This window comes from Mycobacterium sp. AT1 (assembly GCF_002043095.1).
In the GTDB taxonomy this organism is placed as follows: Bacteria; Actinomycetota; Actinomycetes; order Mycobacteriales; family Mycobacteriaceae; genus Mycobacterium.
On sequence record NZ_MVOC01000055.1, the window covers coordinates 1 to 18761 of the forward strand.

At 67.8% G+C, this 18761-nt stretch carries 17 protein-coding genes; 6 read left to right on the top strand and 11 right to left on the bottom strand.

Features of this window, described 5'->3' with window-relative positions:
- Positions 1 to 189 precede the first annotated feature (189 nt).
- On the top strand, positions 190 to 2457 hold the full coding sequence (locus B1790_RS23780; protein WP_079925752.1) for an ATP-dependent DNA ligase: 2268 nt from the start codon (positions 190 to 192) through the stop codon (positions 2455 to 2457).
- A gap of 18 nt (positions 2458 to 2475) precedes the next feature.
- On the opposite strand, the gene B1790_RS23785 is transcribed toward B1790_RS23780, so the two are convergent.
- Positions 2476 to 3117 carry a hypothetical protein gene (locus B1790_RS23785; RefSeq protein ID WP_079925753.1) on the bottom strand — a complete coding sequence of 214 codons (642 nt, stop codon included), beginning with the start codon at positions 3115 to 3117 and terminating at the stop codon, positions 2476 to 2478.
- 208 nt (positions 3118 to 3325) lie between these two features.
- Positions 3326 to 4549, bottom strand: coding sequence for a S9 family peptidase (locus B1790_RS23790; protein ID WP_079925754.1), 1224 nt, complete (start codon positions 4547 to 4549; stop codon positions 3326 to 3328).
- A gap of 95 nt (positions 4550 to 4644) precedes the next feature.
- Here B1790_RS23790 and B1790_RS23795 point away from each other — a divergent pair, with 95 nt between their 5' ends.
- Positions 4645 to 5265 (top strand): TetR/AcrR family transcriptional regulator, encoded by a 621-nt coding sequence (locus tag B1790_RS23795; RefSeq protein ID WP_079925755.1) that lies wholly within the window; start codon positions 4645 to 4647, stop codon positions 5263 to 5265.
- A gap of 220 nt (positions 5266 to 5485) precedes the next feature.
- Here the strand turns inward: B1790_RS23795 and B1790_RS23800 are convergent, their stop codons facing one another.
- From B1790_RS23800 to B1790_RS23810, 3 genes are read right to left on the bottom strand one after another with little or no spacing between them, the layout of a single operon-like run.
- A complete protein-coding gene (locus B1790_RS23800) occupies positions 5486 to 6463 on the bottom strand; it encodes a 3-hydroxyacyl-CoA dehydrogenase (RefSeq protein WP_233165293.1) in 978 nt (325 codons plus the stop codon).
- The gene (locus tag B1790_RS23805) at positions 6460 to 7725 is read right to left on the bottom strand and encodes an iron-containing alcohol dehydrogenase (protein WP_079925757.1); all 1266 of its coding nucleotides are present in this window, start codon (positions 7723 to 7725) and stop codon (positions 6460 to 6462) included. The genes B1790_RS23800 and B1790_RS23805 overlap by 4 nt, the downstream gene beginning before the upstream one ends.
- Positions 7722 to 9242, bottom strand: coding sequence for an NAD-dependent succinate-semialdehyde dehydrogenase (locus tag B1790_RS23810; protein ID WP_079925758.1), 1521 nt, complete (start codon positions 9240 to 9242; stop codon positions 7722 to 7724). The genes B1790_RS23805 and B1790_RS23810 overlap by 4 nt, the downstream gene beginning before the upstream one ends.
- Before the next feature lie 158 nt (positions 9243 to 9400).
- Between B1790_RS23810 and B1790_RS23815 the strand changes: the two genes are divergently transcribed.
- On the top strand, positions 9401 to 11131 hold the full coding sequence (locus B1790_RS23815; RefSeq protein ID WP_142271475.1) for a sigma-54-dependent Fis family transcriptional regulator: 1731 nt from the start codon (positions 9401 to 9403) through the stop codon (positions 11129 to 11131).
- A gap of 1 nt (position 11132) precedes the next feature.
- Here B1790_RS23815 and B1790_RS23820 read toward each other — a convergent pair whose 3' ends face one another.
- Positions 11133 to 11864, bottom strand: a complete 732-nt coding sequence (locus B1790_RS23820; RefSeq protein ID WP_079925759.1) for an SDR family NAD(P)-dependent oxidoreductase — start codon at positions 11862 to 11864, stop codon at positions 11133 to 11135.
- A 191-nt stretch (positions 11865 to 12055) separates the two neighbouring features.
- Here B1790_RS23820 and B1790_RS23825 point away from each other — a divergent pair, with 191 nt between their 5' ends.
- Together B1790_RS23825 and B1790_RS23830 are read left to right on the top strand one after the other, a co-directional pair.
- A complete protein-coding gene (locus B1790_RS23825) occupies positions 12056 to 13000 on the top strand; it encodes an alpha/beta hydrolase (protein WP_079925760.1) in 945 nt (314 codons plus the stop codon).
- Between the two features lie 18 nt (positions 13001 to 13018).
- Entirely contained in the window at positions 13019 to 14650 is a 1632-nt protein-coding gene (locus tag B1790_RS23830) for an NAD(P)/FAD-dependent oxidoreductase (protein ID WP_079925761.1), read from the top strand.
- 9 nt (positions 14651 to 14659) lie between these two features.
- Here the strand turns inward: B1790_RS23830 and B1790_RS23835 are convergent, their stop codons facing one another.
- The 4 genes from B1790_RS23835 to B1790_RS23850 form a co-directional block, all read right to left on the bottom strand.
- Entirely contained in the window at positions 14660 to 15091 is a 432-nt protein-coding gene (locus tag B1790_RS23835) for a VOC family protein (RefSeq protein ID WP_079925762.1), read from the bottom strand.
- Between the two features lie 74 nt (positions 15092 to 15165).
- Complete coding sequence (rnhA, locus tag B1790_RS23840) at positions 15166 to 15624, bottom strand: ribonuclease HI (RefSeq protein WP_079925763.1); 459 nt, start codon at positions 15622 to 15624, stop codon at positions 15166 to 15168.
- Positions 15621 to 16253, bottom strand: a complete 633-nt coding sequence (locus B1790_RS23845) for a VOC family protein (protein ID WP_079925764.1) — start codon at positions 16251 to 16253, stop codon at positions 15621 to 15623. The genes rnhA and B1790_RS23845 overlap by 4 nt, the downstream gene beginning before the upstream one ends.
- A 10-nt stretch (positions 16254 to 16263) precedes the next feature.
- Positions 16264 to 16941: a cutinase family protein gene (locus B1790_RS23850; protein ID WP_079925765.1), complete on the bottom strand. Its 678-nt coding sequence runs from the start codon at positions 16939 to 16941 to the stop codon at positions 16264 to 16266.
- A gap of 50 nt (positions 16942 to 16991) precedes the next feature.
- On the opposite strand from B1790_RS23850, the gene B1790_RS23855 reads away from it, so the two are divergent.
- Positions 16992 to 17381 (top strand): DUF5709 domain-containing protein, encoded by a 390-nt coding sequence (locus tag B1790_RS23855; RefSeq protein WP_079925766.1) that lies wholly within the window; start codon positions 16992 to 16994, stop codon positions 17379 to 17381.
- Between the two features lie 91 nt (positions 17382 to 17472).
- Here B1790_RS23855 and B1790_RS23860 read toward each other — a convergent pair whose 3' ends face one another.
- Positions 17473 to 18699 (bottom strand): MFS transporter, encoded by a 1227-nt coding sequence (locus tag B1790_RS23860; protein WP_079925767.1) that lies wholly within the window; start codon positions 18697 to 18699, stop codon positions 17473 to 17475.
- Positions 18700 to 18761 lie beyond the last annotated feature (62 nt).

An 18761-nucleotide genomic window follows, 5' to 3' on the forward strand; every position in this document is an offset into this window, starting at 1 on the left:
CCCCCGGCGTTGGACACCGGCCAGGTCCGGGTCAACGACTACCACCGCCCAGAACGGCTGTACCGGCCACCGGATGCCGAGCCGGACGCACCGTCGGCCGAAGACGACCTCAGACCCGGAGGCCCCGAGCCCAACGCGGCCTAGCCGGCCGGAAGTTCACCCGCGGGAAGTCGCGGGTAATACGGTCACGTGGTGGAGCGCTGTGGGCGGGTGAAGCTGACCAACCCCGACAAGGTGCTGTATCCGGCCACGGGCACGACGAAGGCGGAGATCTTCGAGTACTACGTCGCGATCGCCGACGTCATGGTGCCGCACATCGCGGGTCGGCCCGTCACCCGCAAGCGTTGGCCCAATGGCGTGGGGGAGTCGGAGTTCTTCGAGAAGCAATTGGCGTCGTCGGCCCCGGAGTGGCTAGAGCGCGGCACCGTCGTACACAAGTCGGGCAGCACCACCTACCCGATCGTCGACACCCGCGAGGGGCTGGCCTGGCTCGCGCAGCAAGCGTCCCTGGAAGTGCACGTCCCGCAGTGGCGGTTCGTGGGAACCGAGCCCGGACCGGCGACGCGGATCGTGTTCGACCTCGACCCCGGTGACGACGTGACCTTTCGTCAACTCTGCGAAGTCGCCCAAGAGGTCCGGGGACTGATCACCGACATCGGTCTGACCACCTTCCCGTTGACCAGCGGCAGCAAGGGCCTGCACCTGTATGTGCCGCTGCAGGAACCGATCAGCAGCTCCGGTGCGTCGACGCTGGCCAAGCGCATCGCCCAGCAGCTCGAGAAGACGATGCCCAAACAGGTCACTGCGACGATGACCAAGAGCCTGCGCGCCGGCAAGGTGTTCGTCGACTGGAGTCAGAACAGCGCCGCCAAGACCACGATCGCGCCGTACTCGATGCGGGGCAGGGACGAGCCCACCGTCGCCGCGCCTCGCGCGTGGGACGAAATCGAAGACCCCGACCTGCGGCACCTCCGTTTCGAAGAAGTGCTGGAACGCGTTGCCGCCCAAGGCGATCTGCTCGAACCGCTCGACGACCTGGTCCCGCTGCCAGACAAGCTGACGACCTACCGCAGCATGCGTGACGCGGGCAAGACGCGAGAACCGGTGCCGCAAACGTCGCCGACCGTCGGCAACGACGACACCTTCGTGATCCAGGAACATCACGCGCGACGGCTGCACTACGACTTCCGGCTCGAACGCAACGGCGTGCTGGTGTCGTGGGCGGTGCCCAAGAACCTGCCCGAGAAGACCTCGGTCAACCACCTTGCGGTGCACACCGAAGACCATCCGCTGGAGTACGCCACCTTCGAGGGCTCGATTCCCAAGGGCGAGTACGGCGGTGGTGAGGTCATCGTCTGGGATTCCGGCACCTACGAGGCCGAGAAGTTCCGCGACAACCCACCCGACGGGCCCGAGAAGGGAGGGGAGGTGATCGTCACGCTGCACGGCAGCAAGGTCTCGGGGCGGTACGCGCTGATCCAGACGGGTGGCAAGAACTGGCTGGCGCACCGGATGAAGGAGCAGCCGCAGCCCACCCCCGAGGACGTCAAACCCATGCTCGCCACGCACGGTTCGGTGTCGCGGCTCACGAAGGTGGTATGGGCGTTCGAGGGCAAGTGGGACGGCTACCGGCTGCTGGTGGACGCCGACCACGGCGCGCTGAAGTTGCATTCGCGCAGCGGCCGCGACGTCACCGGTGAGTACCCGCAACTGAAGGCGCTGGCGGCCGACCTGGCCGATCATCACGTCACGCTGGACGGCGAGGTCGTCGCGCTCGATGACGCGGGCGTGCCGAACTTCGGTCTGATGCAGAACCGGGCCCGGTCGACGCGAATCGAGTTCTGGGCCTTCGACATCCTGCAGCTCGACGGTCGATCGCTGTTGCGCGCCAAGTACTCCGACCGGCGCAAGCTGCTCGAGACGCTGGCCAAGGGCGGCGGTCTGATCGTGCCCGAACAGCTGAGCGGTGACGGCCCCGAGGCGCTCGAGCACGCGCGTGCCAAGCGGTGGGAGGGCGTCGTCGCGAAGAAGCGGGATTCCACGTATCAGCCAGGCAGGCGGTCGCAGTCGTGGATCAAGGACAAGCTGTGGCTCACGCAAGAGGTGGTGATCGGCGGCTGGCGTGCGGGGGAGGGCGGCCGCACCAGCGGGATCGGCGCACTGATGATCGGCGTGCCCGAGGGTGAGGGCCTGGCGTTCGCGGGCCGGGTCGGCACCGGGTTCACCGACAAGGACCTTGCGGCGCTGAAGAAGACGCTCGCGCCGTTGCGCACCGATGAATCACCATTCAACACAAGGCTTTCCGGGATCGACGCCAGGGGTGTGACGTTCGTCGAACCCACGCTGGTTGGGGAGGTGCGGTATAGCGAGCGCACGTCCGACGGCCGGCTCCGACACCCCAGTTGGCGCGGTATGCGACCGGACAAGAGTCCGGACGAGGTGGTCTGGGAAGAGTAAAGCAGCCGGCGCGGGATGTCAGTTGGGCCGGGGTGGCCGATCGGTGACTGTCCGCAACGAATGCAGGACATAGCGGTGCATCTCGTGCTCGGGGAGATAGGGGACGTCCCGCAAGGTCGCCGTGCGTTCCTGGAAACGCTCGTCGGAGTCATCCAGCGCCAGCACACCGGTCGCCGAATCGCTGACGCTGAACCCGGTCACCGAGATGGCGATGTCGTCGAACGCCGCTTCGGTGTCTGCATAGCGCCCGGGGCCTTCGTTCAGCCGCTCCAACAACTCCAGTGGCTCGAGACCGCGTAGTGCGAAGACGTTCCTGCCGTCGAGGAACAGCGGGTGTCGTGGGCCGGCGGGCATGATTTCGCAGAGGCGGTCGGCCTCATACCGCAGCACGAGGTCACCCCGTGTTTCGGTCACGCTGTCTGCGGGTGGGCCGTTGTCCGCGTACTCGGCGATGAAGGCCTGCTTCTCGTCGTCGCTCATCGCGTCGCCGAACATCGCCAGCGTCTCGCGCAGCATGTCGTCGGCGACGCGATCAGCACCGCGACCGGTGACGGTGCCGTACGTCGCCGACAGTGAATCCACCTGTGCCGGAGACATGCCGAACTCGAGCCGGCCCAACCCCTCGAGGGGATGTATGGTCCAGTCTGTTTCTGCCGACATCGTGGTTACCAGAATGCCACGGCGCAGCCCAGTGCCGAGGCCTTCGCGGCATCGGCTCGGCTTACACTCGAAAATTCAACTCCGCCAGTCAGTGTGAGAGCCACACGGCGTTCCGGATGACGAAGGCACCGCCACCACGCACTGGGCCGCCGGGCGTCAAGGTTTCACAACCGGTCGCCGCGTCGTCCTTCTCGTGGTGGGTGGTGCGCTAGCAGGATGAATTCGAAAGACGCTGTTCAAGTGCGGTGTCGAGCCAATCAAAGATGGTCTGATGTGCTCGCGACATGGCACCCATGTGGCTGTGCTCGCCCGCCCCCTCGGCTTCGGTCAGGGTGACCAGGGTGACATCGGCGGCTGTCATGGCGTTCGCCGCACGCAGCGGTTCGCCCGAGAGGAACTGGTCGTGTTCGGCGTCGAGCACCAACACGGCAGCGGTGATCTGCTCGGCGACGCCGGCAAGGGTGTAGTCCCGGAAGGCGCGTGGCACGTCGGTCAGCGAGGTGCGTCCCATGACCCAGAGTCCGTTGCGCAACGCCCAGCGCAGTTGGGTGTTGTGCATCATCAACATGGACAGAACGGGAATCGCCGCCGCGTCGTTGCCCTCGTCGATCCAGGCCCGGACGAACGGCGGGAGCGCGTTGACGATCGCGGCGTGGAAGTCGTAGATGCCGTCGTCAAGCACCACGGCGGCCACACGGTCGTCAAAGGCCGCCGCTCGCGCCACCAAGTATCCGCCGAGGCTGTACCCGAACAGGGTGATCTGTGTGGGCGCGATTTCGGGCCGAGTCAGGGCGAAGTCGATCACCGGGGTGATCACGGCCTCCCAGTCCGGTCGCATCACCAGGCGTTGCTCGCGTAGGGCAGCGCCCTGGCCCGGGCCGTCGACGGCCAGGACGTTGAAGCCGCGGGCCAGCGCCGCCGCGGCAATGGCAAAGTACGACTCCTCCAGTGTGGAGTCGTAGCCGCTGGTGTAAATGATTGTGGGACGCGGATTTCCGGAGTCGTCGACCAGATAGAGGTAGCCAGGTAGTGTCGTGTCCTCGTAGGGGATGCGGATGGCCTCGAACCCGAAGTCGAACAGTTCCATGGCCGTGACGAAGGTGTCGCGCGAGCGGCGCGAGAGATCGAGCACTTCGGGGTCTTCGGTCGGAGCATCGCGGCGGAAGAACTCGGCGGTGCGGTAGTAATTGGAGGCTCGAAGAAGTGCCTCACGTGCGCTGACGTGATGTCCACCGGCCGCTGATTCGAGGCCAAGAGCGTGAACCCGGGCGGCCGTCGCCTTCCATTCGCGATGCCACGCATCTTCGTCTCCTTCGGGAATGGCGCCTGCAGTCATGATGACCTCGCCGAGATCGGCGCCGCCGTAGTTGGCAAAGCCAGTGGCTCGCAAGGTCTCGAACGAAAATGACTCGTCTTGGAACAGAAATTTCATGGCTTCTCCTTAACGAAACGGAACGGTTGCGTCTCGCCTGTCTACATGAACTCTAAACGGAACGCAACTGTTCCGCCTGCGGTTACGATGTGGGCATGGCGGATGGTCGATTTCCCAAGAAGCGCACGTCAGGCGGTCCAGTGCTACAGGCAGACGTGACCGATGCGATAACGTCTGCGTTCTTCGAAGAGCTGGCGCGAGTGGGCTACGGTCGACTGTCTCTGGACGCTGTAGCCAAGCGCGCCGGGGTCGGGAAAGCCGCGATCTACCGACGCTGGCGCTCCAAGCTCGACGTCACGGTGACGCTCGTCGCCGGGTTCGCGCTGGCGGCAATCGACGTGCCGGACACCGGAAATCTGCTCGGCGATGTCAGGTCGTACTTGGACAACGGTCGCGCGGCGTTGTCGCACCCGCTGGCGCGCCTCATCATTCCGGACATGATCGCCGAAGCGACTCGAAATCCGGAGCTGGCCGCGGTGTTGGCCGAACACGTTCGCGACCCACGGCGCGCCAAGGCCGCGGAACTGTTCGAGCGGGCCGTCCGCCGAGGTGAGTTGCCACCTCACACCGATCTCACCGTGGCAATGGATCTGATTGCCGGCCCGCTGTATTGGCGTCAGGCGGTGATGCAGATGCCCGTCGATGACGCCTACTGCGAACAACTCGCCGCGGCCATCGTCGCTGCCATCTCCCCGCGCGAGCCCGAAGCGCCCTAGGCGTCAACCCTTGCAGGAGTGCGTAACTCGAATCTCCTTCGCTTGCCGCGCCGCATAGCCGGCAGCCCTGGCTGCGAGATCGCGTTCCGCGACGACTCGTGGACGTCGACGCAACCGGCCTGCTACCGCAGCACGACACGTTCGGTCGGCAGCTTGGCTGGCCTTCGAGATCGTCGGAGAGGTGGCACGCGGTCCTGGTGTTGACGTCTGCGGACTTGTCCTATGCCACCGGTTCGGTGCTGGCCCTCGACGGCGGTCGCACCCTCGTCTGATCACCCCGATGGTCGGCGCCGAGCGCGTCGCGCATTCGGATGAGTTGAGCGTCGCGCCACCGGACCCGCTCATCCCAGTCGTCGAGGTCCAGCAGCGCCCGGCGCTGCGCGGTCACCTCGGCCACCAACTCGGGCGCCCACGGATCGTGTTGTCCGCGTTCGGCACCCATGCGCTCGTACGCCGGGCCCATCTTCACGGCGTGGGACTCGATGCCGCCGCGGGTGTTCAGGTCGGACGTCTCGAACGGGCCGATCACGGCCCAGCGGCGGCCCAACCCGCTGCGCACCACCTCGTCGACGTCGTCCACGCTCGCGACACCGTCGCGGACCAGGCAGTACGCCTCCCGCAGCAGTGCGCCCTGAAGACGGTTGAACAGGAAGCCCTCTACCTCGCGGCGCACCAGCACTGGCCGAAGCCCGGCGGCGCGGTACACCTCGGTCGTCCGCTCGGTGATGGCCTCGGAGGTCACGGGGGACGGCACCACCTCGACGACGGGCAGTAGGTAGGGCGGGTTTCCCGGATGGCCGACCAGGATGCGCTCGGCGACGGCATCGTCGAGCCCGTCGGCGATCCGGCTCGCCACGATCGCCGAGCTCGAGCTGGCCAACGGCACGTCGGCACCGGTCCGGGTGGCGGCCTGCTGCAACAACTCTCGCTTCAGTTCGACCCGCTCGGGCGCACACTCCTGGACGAAACCGGAACCCGTGACCGCGACGTCGAGATCGGAGGTGAACCGGACCCGCGCCGCGGCGTCGTCAGTGCCGGTGAACTGCCGCAGCCGTTCCCGAAGGTCCGCCCCGGCCCGGGGGAGGGCGTCGTCGAACGGATCGTATACCGAGACGTCGAAACCGTTGCACGCGAACAGGATCGCAAACGACACCCCGATGGACCCCGCGCCGAGGACGGCCACGGGCGGCGTGCTCACAGCTGCCACCAGCTCCGGTCGCCGTCGTAGCCGCGCTCGAGGATCGACGTCACCGATTCCACGGTCAACTCGCGGGGGTTGTTGGCAGTCAGCCGGGTGGCGAGCATCGCCTGCTTGGCGACGAAGCCGAAGTTCGCCGGCTGCAGCCCGAGCGTGCGGAGATCCAACGGCGCGCCCAGCGTCTCGAGGATGGCCTCGATGCGTTCGATGGCCGCTCGCGCCTGCGTCTCTTCGGGATCCGACGCGCCTGCCACCCCGAGGATGCGGCCGATCTCGGCGAACTCCGGAACCCGGGTCGGCAAGTTGTAGCGCATGACGTAGGGCAGCAGGGCGCTGATGCCGAAGCCGTGCGGGGTGTGGGTGAGGTTGCCGATGGGGGACTGAATCGCATGTGCGCCAGCGGTTCCCGCGGTGTTGATCGCCATGCCCGCGCAGTACGCACCGAACAGCGTGTTCGACCTCGCGTCGAGGTTCGTCGGATCGGCGGCCACGGCGGGCAACGAGTCGTTCAGCAGCGCAAGGCCGTTGCGGGCGTAGACGTCGGCGAGGAGGTTCTTGCCCGCGTACAGCGTGGTGGCCAGCTGGTCGGCATCGGGGTTCTTCGCACGACCGGTGAACGCCTCGATCAGATGTGAGAGGGCATCGGCCCCCGACGCCGCCGTCAGCCCCGGCGGGCAGGTCAGCGTGAGCTCCGGGTCGACGATCGCCGCGTACGCCTCCAGGAACGGACTGGCGACCCCGACCTTCATACCCTGCTCCTCGTCCAAGACCACCGAGATGCAGGTGACTTCGGCACCGGTGCCGCCGGTGGTGGGCACGGTGATCACCGGGATTCCTGGCCCTGGGACCAGGAACTGACCGTAGTAGTCGCGGACGTCGCCGCCGTGCGTGAGCACCGCCGAGGCGACCTTGGCCAGGTCCATGCAGGATCCGCCACCGATGCCGACGATCGCGCCGATGGAGCTGCCCCCGAAGCGCTCGACCACGTCGACGACGTTGCGGCGCGGCAGGTCCGGCTCTGTCCCGTCGTACACCGACACCGAAACGCCCTGCTGCTGAATGGCGTCGACGATCTGGACGAATTCCGCGCTGGCCGCCATCCGGGAGTCGGTGATCATCAGCACGCGATCGGCGATCCCCTGCACCACCCGTGCGATCTGCCTGCGCTGCCCCGGCCCGAAAAGCACCATCGACGGCTGACGTAGCAGCCCGAGGCCCAGATCGTTGACAGTGTGCATCGGCGACGCGATCGTGCTGGTCATGACAGACCTTCTTCCTCGTTGACGGTGAGCGCGAGGTACTTCGGCTCCAGGTAGTCGTGGATGGCGTCGTGTCCGCCTTCGCGTCCGAGGCCGGAGGCCTTCACGCCGCCGAAGGCCGCCGCAGGGTCGGCCATGATGCCGCGGTTGACGCCGACCATGCCGAAGTCGAGCCGCTCACTCACGGCGACCGCCCTGGACAGGTCCCTGGTGAACACGTACGCGGCCAGCCCGTACTTGGTGTCGTTGGCGAAGGCGATCGCCTCGGCCGTCGACCCGACTTCGTACACGGTGGCGATGGGGGCGAACAGTTCTCGGCTGCACAGCTCTTGTGGCCGGTCGTGCACGCGGAACACCGTCGGCTCGAAGAAGTAGCCCGCGCCGTCGTGGGCGGACCCGCCGACCAACAGTTCGGCACCGGCCGCGCGCAGCGTCTCGACCAGGCCGACGACGGTGTCGCGTTGGCGCTCGGAGATGATCGGCCCGACGTCGACGCCCGCCTCGAAGCCGTTGCCGACCACGAGCTGTTTGGTGAGTTCGACGAATCGTTCGGTGAACTGCTCGATTACGTCGGTGTGCACGATGATGCGGTTGGCCGCGACGCACGCCTGTCCCGCGTTGCGGAACTTCGAGACGACGGCCTGCTGGGCGGCCAGCTCGACGTCGGCGTCGTCGAGCACGATGAACGGCCCGTCCCCGCCCAGTTCCATCGAGGTGTTGACGATGCCGGGCGCGGCCTGTTCCAGCAGGGTGGCGCCCACGCCGGTCGACCCGGTGAAGCTCACCTTGCGCAGGCGTTCGTCGGCCATAAGGGCTGCCGACACCGGGCCCGAATCGGTGGTGTGGACGAGGTTGACCGCGCCGCTGGGAAACCCTGCCTCGCGCAGGGTTTCGACGAACAGCGCACACGTGAGCGGCGTTTCCTTGGCGGACTTCACGATGACCGGGCAGCCTGCGGCCAGGGCTGCCCCCGCCTTGCGGGCGATCATCAACATGGGGAAGTTCCACGGCGTGATCAGCAGGGCCGGCCCGACGGGCTGATGCGTGGTGATCACGCGGTAGCCGCCATGAGACGCCGGCGCCCACGTGCCGTGCAGATGGGCGATCTGCTCGGTGTACCAGAGGAAGAACTCCGCCGACAGCGCGAACTCGGCGCGCGACTCGGTAAGGGGCTTGCCGCTCTCGGCGGTCATCACGTCGGCGAACTCGGCGGCGCGCGACAGCAGGAGGCCGTGGGCGCGGGTGAACAGGTCGGCGCGATCGCGCGGCGCGACGTGCCGCCACCGGGACTGCGCGTCGGCGGCCGCATCGAGGGCGGCGATCGCGTCGGCCGGGCCGCCGTCGGACATCTGGGCTATCTCGTTGCCGGTGGCCGGGTCGAGGACTGCGAATGTCCCTTCGGCAGTGCGCCATTCACCTCCGATGAACAATCCCGTCGGAACACGTCGGCCGTGCACGACCGCAATGTCGGCCTCGGGGCCGATGGAGGTGGTGGAGAGTCCAGCCAGCGTCGTCGTCATGGTTCATCACGCTAGGACTCGAATGTGACCCCGGATACGACTGCGTCTTTTTGAGACAGTCGCACGCGGGACCGGCTTTGGCCCGCAAGATCGGGTCTAGGATTTGTGATCCAGATCGCATTTAGCCGATTGGCCTCCCGAAGGCGTGAGGTGAGGAGATGCCCGTGTCTGAACGGCCAAGGGGTTCGAGGCTCGAGGAGCTGCGGGCGGAGATTCTGACTGCCACGGACCCGGACCGCGCGGTGCCTGCAGGGCTTCTCGAATCGTGGCTGCGCTCGAAGAACGCGCTGGGTGCGCCGGGTAACGTCCGCGACGTTCCCCGGGTCGACGAGGACCTGATCGACAACCACTTGCTCGAGATGTTCCAGGCCCCGATGGCCCGCGCCGCGGAGGACCTGGCCGGCTCGGGCATGGGTCTGTTGCTCGCCGACGCTCACGGTCGCATCGTGCAGCGGTGGTCGCTGGACTCGTCGGCGATGAACCAGCTGGACCGGCTCGGGACGGTACGCGGTGCCGTGCTCGCCGAGGACGCCGTCGGCACCAACGGCGTTGGAACGGCGATCGCATCGGGCAGGAGCGTGCAGATCTCCGGCGCCGAGCATTTTGCCGACGTCTATCACGACGCGCTGTGCACCGGTGCGCCGGTGTGGCATCCCATCACCGGCAAGCTGTTGGCCGCGGTCACCATGTCGACCAAGATCGACGAACGCAGCGGCCTGCTGCTGCCGCTGACCAATTCGCTTGCCGCGCAACTGCAACAGCACGTCCTCGACGCCGCGCAGCCGGGGTCGCGCGCCATGCTGGCGGCCTTCCTCGACGCGTCAGCGCGCCACGACGGGCCCGTGGTGGCGTTCGGTCCCGACGGGCTGACGATGCGGAGCCGGCGGGCCGGGGAACTGACCCAGACCGACGTCGACCTGATCGGCCACCTGTGTGCCGGGCTGCGGCACGAAGCCCGCCTCACCGCGGAGCTGTCGACCGGCACGACGGCCGTCGACGCCACGGTGCTCGACGCCGGTGCTGGTGTGGTGGCGGCCCTGCGGCCCGCGCCGCGGGTGACGGTCGGGCACGGCAGGCCCGCCTCGGATGGGCTGGTGGGACAGACCAAGTCGTGGCTGGGGGTGGCCCACCACGTCAGCAGGCACATCTCCGCGCGCACGGCACTTCTCGTCGCGGGCGAACCGGGCAGCGGCAAGACCTCGCTGGCGCTTGGTCGCCCGTACCGGCCGGGCTCGGTACAGCCCGACGTCGCGGTGGTGCACACCGCACAGCGCCAGATCATCGGCGACCAGGCGTGGCTGCAGGAGCTCGTCGACGCGGTCGAAGGCCCGACGCGGGTGGTCGTCCGCGCGGTGGAGCACCTCGACCCTCGGGCGCTCGCCGCTCTGAGGTCGTTGATCGAGGCCAACACTGGTCTGGGCTCGGTGCTCGTCACGGCGACGGCTGCCACGCAGTCAGAGGCCGCTGCCATGGCCACCCGGCTTGGGGTGGCGATGGTCTGGGTGCCGCCGCTGCGGGAGCGGTCTTCGGACATCCCCGCGTTGTGGAATGCCTTTGCTGCCCAACGCTCTCCGGGATTGCGCCTGGCGCTCGGCGACGACGCGCGCCGCGCGCTGGAGGCCGCCGGATGGCCTGGCAACCTCGCCGAACTCCGGACGCTGGTCGCCCAGATGGTGGCCGAGGGGTCCCGCGGCGTGGTGCAACTCGACCAGCTGCCCGACTCGTTGCGGGCGCACCGCTCCTGGTCGATGATCGAGCGCACCGAGATGGAGACCATCCGCCGGGCCCTCCAGGAGGCGGGCGGCAACCGGTCCAAGGCGGCCGAGCTGCTCGGTGTCTCGCGCGCGACGATCCACCGAAAGCTCAAGACGTACAACCTTTCTGGCTGAGCTACTGCGCCAGATAGCCGCCGTCGATCACCAGTTCCGAACCGGTGACGAAGCTGGCCTCGTCGGAGGCGAGGAACACCACGCCGTTGGCGATCTCCTCGGGCAGCCCCGGCCGGCCCATCGGAGTCTGCGCCACGACGAAGTCGTTGATCTCGACCTCCTGCGCGTCGGTCAGCGGCGTCTTGACGAACCCGGGGTGCACCGAGTTCACCCGCACGTTGTCCTTCGCGTAGCTGATCGCGGCGCTCTTCGACATGTTGCGCACCGCGCCCTTGGTGGCGTGATACGCGTGTGCGCCTGGCACGGCGGCGTTGCCCCAGATCGACGACACGTTGACGATCGAACCGCTGCGTCGGCCCACCATGTGGGGGATCACCGAGCGCATGCCAAGGAACGTGCCGGTCTGATTGGTGGCGATGACGCGTTCCCACTCGGCGACGCTGAGTTCGTGCAGCGCCTGGTAGGCGATGATGCCCGCGTTGTTGGCCAGGACGTCGACGCGTCCGTAGCGGTCGACGACGTCGTCGACCACCGTTGCCCAGTCGTCTTCCTGGGACACGTCCAGCTGGCGGTAGTCGATGCCCGCCGAACGCGGCCCGAACGACTCGTCGGTCTTGGACCGACCGGTGGCGATGGTGGTGGCGCCCTCCCTGGCGAATGCCTCGGCGATGGCGTGCCCAATGCCCCGGCACGAGCCGGTGACCAGTGCAATCTTGCCGTCCAAACGGTTCATCGGTGCATCTCCTCGTCGGTGGTTCGTGGTGGCTGAAGCCTGACGTGACGCCCGGACGGCGAGGTGACGTGCGTCACGGTGAGACAGCACTGCGTCAATTTGCGACACCCCCCGGTCGGCGCCCGGCACCGACCCACACTGGCTGCAGTGCCGCAGGTCACAGTCGCGGTGGACCAGATCAGGAGAGCCGAATGACCATCCAACCGACCGATCCGCTGGGCCGGATGTACGCCGAGTGGACAGAGGAGTTCATCGCCAATCCGGACATGTCACTGCGGCTCATGCGGTGGCTGTTCGAGGACTGGCAGCGCGTCACCACCGAGCCGTCCGACGTCACCTACGAGACCACCGAATTGGGCGGTGTGCCAGGAGTCCTGGTGACGCCGCTGACGGCCGACCCCGGCCAGGTGCTGGTGTTCCTGCACGGCGGCGGCTTCGCGCTTGGCTCGTCGGCCAGTCACCGCAAGCTGGCCGGCCACGTCGCCAAGGCCTGCGGCACCCACGCCTTCGTCGCCGACTTCCGGCGCGCCCCCGAACATCCCTTCCCCGCGCAGCTCGACGACGCGACCTCGGTGTTCGACGCGCTGGTCGACGGTGGCACCGACCCGGCCGACATCACGTTCGTCGGGGACAGCGCCGGCGCCAGCATCGCCATCGCCACCACGCTGCGCATGCTGCGTGACGGCAGGCGCACCCCGGGACTCGTCGTGACCGTCTCGCCGTGGCTGGACATGGAGAACACGGGGGAGACCCTGGTGACCAACGACGCCACCGACTTCCTGATCACGCGAGAAGGACTGCAGGGCAACATCGACCGCTACCTCTCCGGTGGTGCCGACCCGACCGATCCGCTGGTGAACCCGCTCTACGCGGACTTCGCCGGATTCCCGCCGCTGTACGTCACCGCCTCCGACGTCGAATCGCTCTTCTCCGACGCCACCCGGCTGGAGGCCTTGGCAAGGACGGCGGGCGTGGACGTCACGTTCGACGTCGCGCACGGGGAGCAGCACGTATTTCCCCTGCAGGCAGGCAATCTGGCGTCCGCCGACGCGGGTGTCGCCGCCATCGCCGACTGGTACCGCGCACGCCGTACCGCCAACGCCCATCAGCACCTCACCCCATCCGCCGCCGTCTGAACCGAAGGAACGACGACCATGAGCATCGAAACGCATGACGCCATCGTGATCGGGGCCGGCTTCTCCGGCCTGGCGATCCTGCACCATCTCCGCGAGATCGGCCTGGACACCCTGGTTCTGGACGCCCAGGACGGCGTCGGTGGAACGTGGTTGGCCAACCGCTACCCCGGCGTGCGGACCGACAGTGAATACAGCTACTACTCCTTCTCGTTCTCCAAGGAGGTGCGCGACGAGTGGTCGTGGTCGCAGCGCTACCCCGCGGGACGAGAAGTGTTGTCCTACCTCAACTTCGTCGCCGACCGCCTCGACCTGCGCCGTGACATCAGGCTCAACACCCGCGTTCGGTCCGCCCGCTACGACGAGGTCGACAACACGTGGACGGTGGAGATCGAGGGCGGCGCACCCGTGGTGGCCAAGTATCTGATCAGCGGCATGGGAGTGCTGTCGCAACCAATCTTTCCCGACATCGCAGGCGTCGACACCTTCGCGGGCGAGAAGTACCACACCGCGTACTGGCCCCGGGACGGTGTCGACCTGGCCGGCAAGCGCGTCGGCCTGATCGGGCTCGGTGCTTCGGGAATCCAGATCGTGCCCGAGATCGCCCCGCTGGTCGACGAATTCGTCGTCTTCCAGCGCACGCCCAACTTCGTGGTGGAGACCACGAACGACGCCGTCACCGCCGACGACATGGCGTGGCTTCGGGACAACTACGACGCGATCTACGACAAGGCCGCCAACCATCCGTTCGGCGTCGCGATGGAGCCCGCCCGGTTCAGCGCCCTCGAAGTCTCGGATGAGCAGCGCCGCAGCATCTTCGAGAGCAAGTGGAACGAGGGCGGCTTTCACTTCGCGAACGAGTGCTTCAACGACCTCGCGACCAACCACGCCGCCAGCGAGTTGGCCTCCGAATTCATCCGGTCCAAGATTCGCGAGATCGTCAAGGACCCGGCCACCGCCGACCTGTTGAGCCCGAAGACGTACTCGTTCAACGGCAAGCGCGTTCCCACCGGCCACGGCTACTACCACGCGTTCAACCTGGACCACGTCCGTCTGGTCGACACCGCGTCCACCCCGATCACCGCGATCACCCCGACGGGCGTGCGCGTCGGCGACACCGAGTACGAGCTCGACGTGCTGATCTTCGCCACCGGCTTCGACGCGATGACCGGAACGCTCACCAACATCGACATCGTCGGCCGTGACGGAATCACCCTGCGGGACAGGTGGAACCGGGACGGTCTGAAGTCCAACCTCGGCATCGGTGTGCACGGCTTCCCGAACTTCTTCATGTCGCTTGGGCCGCAGACGCCGTACTCGAACCTGGTGGTGCCGATTCAGCTTGGCGCCCAATGGCTGCAGCGTGCGCTGCGCTGGGCCAGGGACAACGACGTCGACGTCTTCGAAGCCACGCAGGAGTCCGAGGATTGGTGGGCCGGGGAGACCGAGCGCACCGGCAAGGCGACGGTGATGTACACCGAGGGCAAGAAGGCCAAGGCGTGGTTCCTCGGTGAGAACGTGCCGGGCAAGCCCGAGGCCTTCCTCGTCTACATGGGCGGCGGTCAGGTGTACCAGCAGCATTGCCGCGAACTGGAGGAGTCGGGCTACGAAGCGCTGCGGGCGCCGAGTCGGGTCGCCGAGCCGGTGATCTGAGCGGGCCGGCTACGACAGCGGCGCGGTCAGCTCGACGTTGATGTCGTCCGGATCCTGGAACGACAGGATGGCGATGCCAGCGTCGGTCAGGTCGACGATCTCTCCGTGCGTGACGCCCGCGTCCCGCAGTGCGGTCTTGGCGGCTTCGAGTGCGGCGCGGTCCGCCACGGCGAAGCCCACGTGGTCCAGACCGGTTCGCGTGGAATCGAATTCGCAGTCACCGACCGGCCGCAGCCCGAAGAGGGTGCCCTGCGGGGTCTGGTAGACGACGCCGCCGTAGAACTTTTCCGGCGACTCCGTCACACCGGGTTCGTCGACCGAGTCGGACGCGTCGACGGCCGTCGGCCAGCCGAACACCTCGTCGTAGAACTTCTTGGACCGTCCGATGTCGGTGACGGTGAGCCGAACGTGGTGGAAGCCGGAGCTGTCGACGAGTGCCATTACACAGTGTTACCCGCTCCGAGGGCGGGGCCGGCGGCAGGGGTGCCGGGGTAAGGCTTTGGTCATAACCGGCGCTAGGTCGTGGCGGTGGCCTGCTGCAGGCCCCTGGTGGCGAGCACGTCGGCCAACTCGTTGTCGGCCACCCCGGAATGTCCCTTCACCCAGAACCATTCGACCTCGTGCACCGCGCAGGCGGCCTGCAGCCGCTTCCACAGGTCGACGTTCTTGACCGGCTGCTTGGCCGAGGTCAGCCAGCCGTTGCGCTCCCAGCCGAGGACCCACTTGGTGATGCCGCTGCGGACGTAGGTGCTGTCGGTGTACAGGTGCACGAGGACGGGTCGGGTGAGCGCCTCGAGTGCCATGATCGGCGCCGTCAGCTCCATCCGGTTGTTGCTGGTGTCGGTCGGCTCGCCGCCGAACATCTCGCGGACGTGCCCGCGGTGGCGCAGCACGGCCCCCCAGCCGCCGGGACCGGGGTTTGGTCGGCAGCCGCCGTCGGTGTGGATCACGACGGGGTCCGCGGTCTCGGTCATCCGCCGAGGATATGCGGCGAGATCAGCGCCGTCCGTACCGACATTCCGAATTCGCGATGTCGGAGCGTGGTAATTCGGCGACCCGGTTGGACGGCGGCCTTGACCGGTGAGGTGTGGTCGCCGAACGACTTGGCCGTCGCCTCGACGTCGTCGACGACGTACGTCATCCCCCACAGGCCCGACGGTCCGTCGCCCGCAATGTGTGGCGCACCCACGACCTCGACGATCACCTCCCCGAGGCGGAAGAAGATCTGGCGGATGGCCTGCCCGCCCAGTTCGCCGTCGCGTTCGCGGCGGGGTCGCACCCCGAGGTCGGCCAGCGCGGCGACCGTGCGCGCCAGATCCGGGGACAGCAGCACGACGTGGTCCACGGAGATGACGCCGTTCGGGTGCGACGCGGGCGTGACCGGGGACGCGTCCGACGCCGTGGTCGGTACGCCGTCGAGGTCGTGAACGTCCGCCGGCACGCCGCGCAGCGACCACCCCACGATGCCGGTGCCGCGTTCGCGTCCGACCAAGCGGATGCCGACGCCACCGACCCGGCACACGGCATCGGCGTCGACGGTGAAGCCGGCCCGGGTCCAGGACTCCGGCGGATCGGCGACGTGGAACTCGGCGACGGTGACCAGGACGGCGCGCTCAGACCTTGCTCGCGACGAAGGCGGCGGCCTCGTCGGTCAAGCCGATCCTCGTGTAACTGGTGTGCGCTGAGCCGTCGTCGCCGTCGGAACAGATGGGGTCGCCCGGCGCGCACAGCTGAATCGTCTTGCCCGCGTAGAGCGGACCGACGGTCACCGGGGGCTGGCCGATCATGTCCATGAACCGGGTGTCCGGCGTGCCGAGCAGCGCCACGGCCGCGACGTGGTCGGCGACGCTGGCGGGCATTGGCTGTGGCACGTCGGCCGGGTCGACGCCACCGGGCACCGCGTTCGCGGTGACGAAACCGACCACCGCCGCGCCCTGCGAGTAACCGCCGAGCACCATCTTGGTGTTGGGGCACGTTGCCGCCATGCCCTCGATGTGGTTCGCCGCGTCGCGGATGCCGTCAACCGCGGTCGGGAAGTTGGTGCTCGCCGGATAGACGACGGCGTAGACGCCGACCGACTTGGCGCCGACCTTGGCGCGGACGGCGTCGACGAACTCCTGCCCGATGCCGCCGAGGCCCTGCGGTGCGAATGTGCCGCGTGCGAACACCACCTCGACGTCGGGGCATGGGGCGGCCGACGCCGTCGGAGCACCGCCCGTGGGGACGACGAGGAAGCTGGCGGCAAGGGCGAACGTGGCGCCGGTCAGCCCAGCGAGGTGGCGTGCAGTCATGAATCCAGACTGACACAGATCGGGATTGCCTTCTGTGACATCGTTGTGCCATGAGCAGTGACTACACCGATGCCGACGGCGACCAGCTGACCGAGGAGGACACCCTGGTCGACAGGGGAGTCGACGATCTGCTCGACGAGGGCTACTCACCACCGGACCGGTGGAAGGAGCCCAGGGACAACGAGACGCTCGACGAACACCTGTCCGAGGAGGAACCGGATCCGGCCATGCAGCTCGACGACCCCGACGAGCAGGCCGGCGACGACGAGGTGGGCGATCGGCGCGCGGGCCGGCTGGTCGCGCCCGACGAGGGCTTCGGTGCCGACACCGAGTCCGATCTACTCGGTCGCGAGGTCGGAATCGACGGGGGTGCCGCGTCTGCCGAGGAGGCGGCGATCCACGTCATCGACGAAGACGACCAGATCGACGAAGACGACTAGTTAGCGCGCCGCGCCGACGAGCCCGCGCCACGGCCGCACCGTGAAGGTGAGCCGAAGACCGAGCACGTGAACGTCGACGTGCCATCCGCGATTACCTGACATGGGAGCGCTCCGTCCAGCGTTGCAGTAGTACCGAAATGGTCAGCACGACGAGGCCGGCGACGGCAAGCAGGGCGCCTGCGCCCGCGGGTGCGGTGTAGCCGTACCCCGCCGCGATGACCAGGCCGCCGATCCAGGCGCCCGCGGCGTTGGCGATGTTGAGCGCGGAGTGGTTCAGCGCCGCCGCCAGCGTCTGTGCACCGTGGGCGACGTCCATCAGGCGGGTCTGCAGCGCCGGGCCGATGGCCGAGCCGGAGGCCCCGATGAGGAACAGGCCGAGCAGTGCCGTCCACGGGTTGTGGACGAGCCAGACGAACAGGGCCAGCATCGCGCCGAGGGAGATCAGCGAGGCGTACAGCGCCTTGACCACCGAGATGTCGGCGATCTTGCCGCCGACCAGGTTGCCGACGACCATGCCGATGCCGAACGTCATCAGGCCAAGCGGAACCAGTCCGCGGGACAGGCCTGACACGTCGGTCAGCGTCGTGGCCACGTAGGTGTAGACGGCGAACATGCCGCCGAAGCCGACCATGCCGAGCACCAGGGCCAGCCACACCTGGGGCCGACGGAGGGCGCTGAGCTCGGTGAGCGCGCTGGTGACGTGCATCGACTTGAGGTCGGGCAGCCAATGCCAGATGGCGACGAGGGTCGCGATGCCGATCAGTACGACCAAGCCGAATGCGCTGCGCCAGCCGAAGTGCTGGCCGAGGAAGGATGCCAGCGGCACACCGAGCACCGTGGCGACGGTTAGGCCGCTCATCACGTGCGCGACGGCCTTGGCGCGGTTCTTCGGGCCCATCAGGTGGGCTGCCACCAGGGCGGCGACGCCGAAGAAGGCGCCGTGCGGAATGCCGGAGACGAACCGGGCGGCCATCAAGGTCTCATAACTCGGCGCCAGCACGCTGGCCAGGTTGCCGACGGTGAACAGCGCAATCAGGCCGAGAAGCAGGAGCTTGCGGGGCAGATGCGCCGTGAGGGACGCGATGACCGGGGCGCCGACGACGACGCCGAGGGCGTAGGCGGAGATGACGTGGCCCGCGATGGGCTCGGTGATGCCGAGGCTCGAGGCGATGTCGGGCAGCAGGCCCATGGCCACGAACTCGGTGGTTCCGATGGCGAAGCTGCCGATGGCAAGCGCCATCACGGCAAGCCAGCGCACCGACGGTGGCGGTGACACCACGGACATGGGTACGGACGGTCGGTCGAGAGAACGTGTCACCCGGCCAACGGTAGCCGCACTTATGCCTTTCATCAAACCGACTTTTGTATTTCAAGACACAA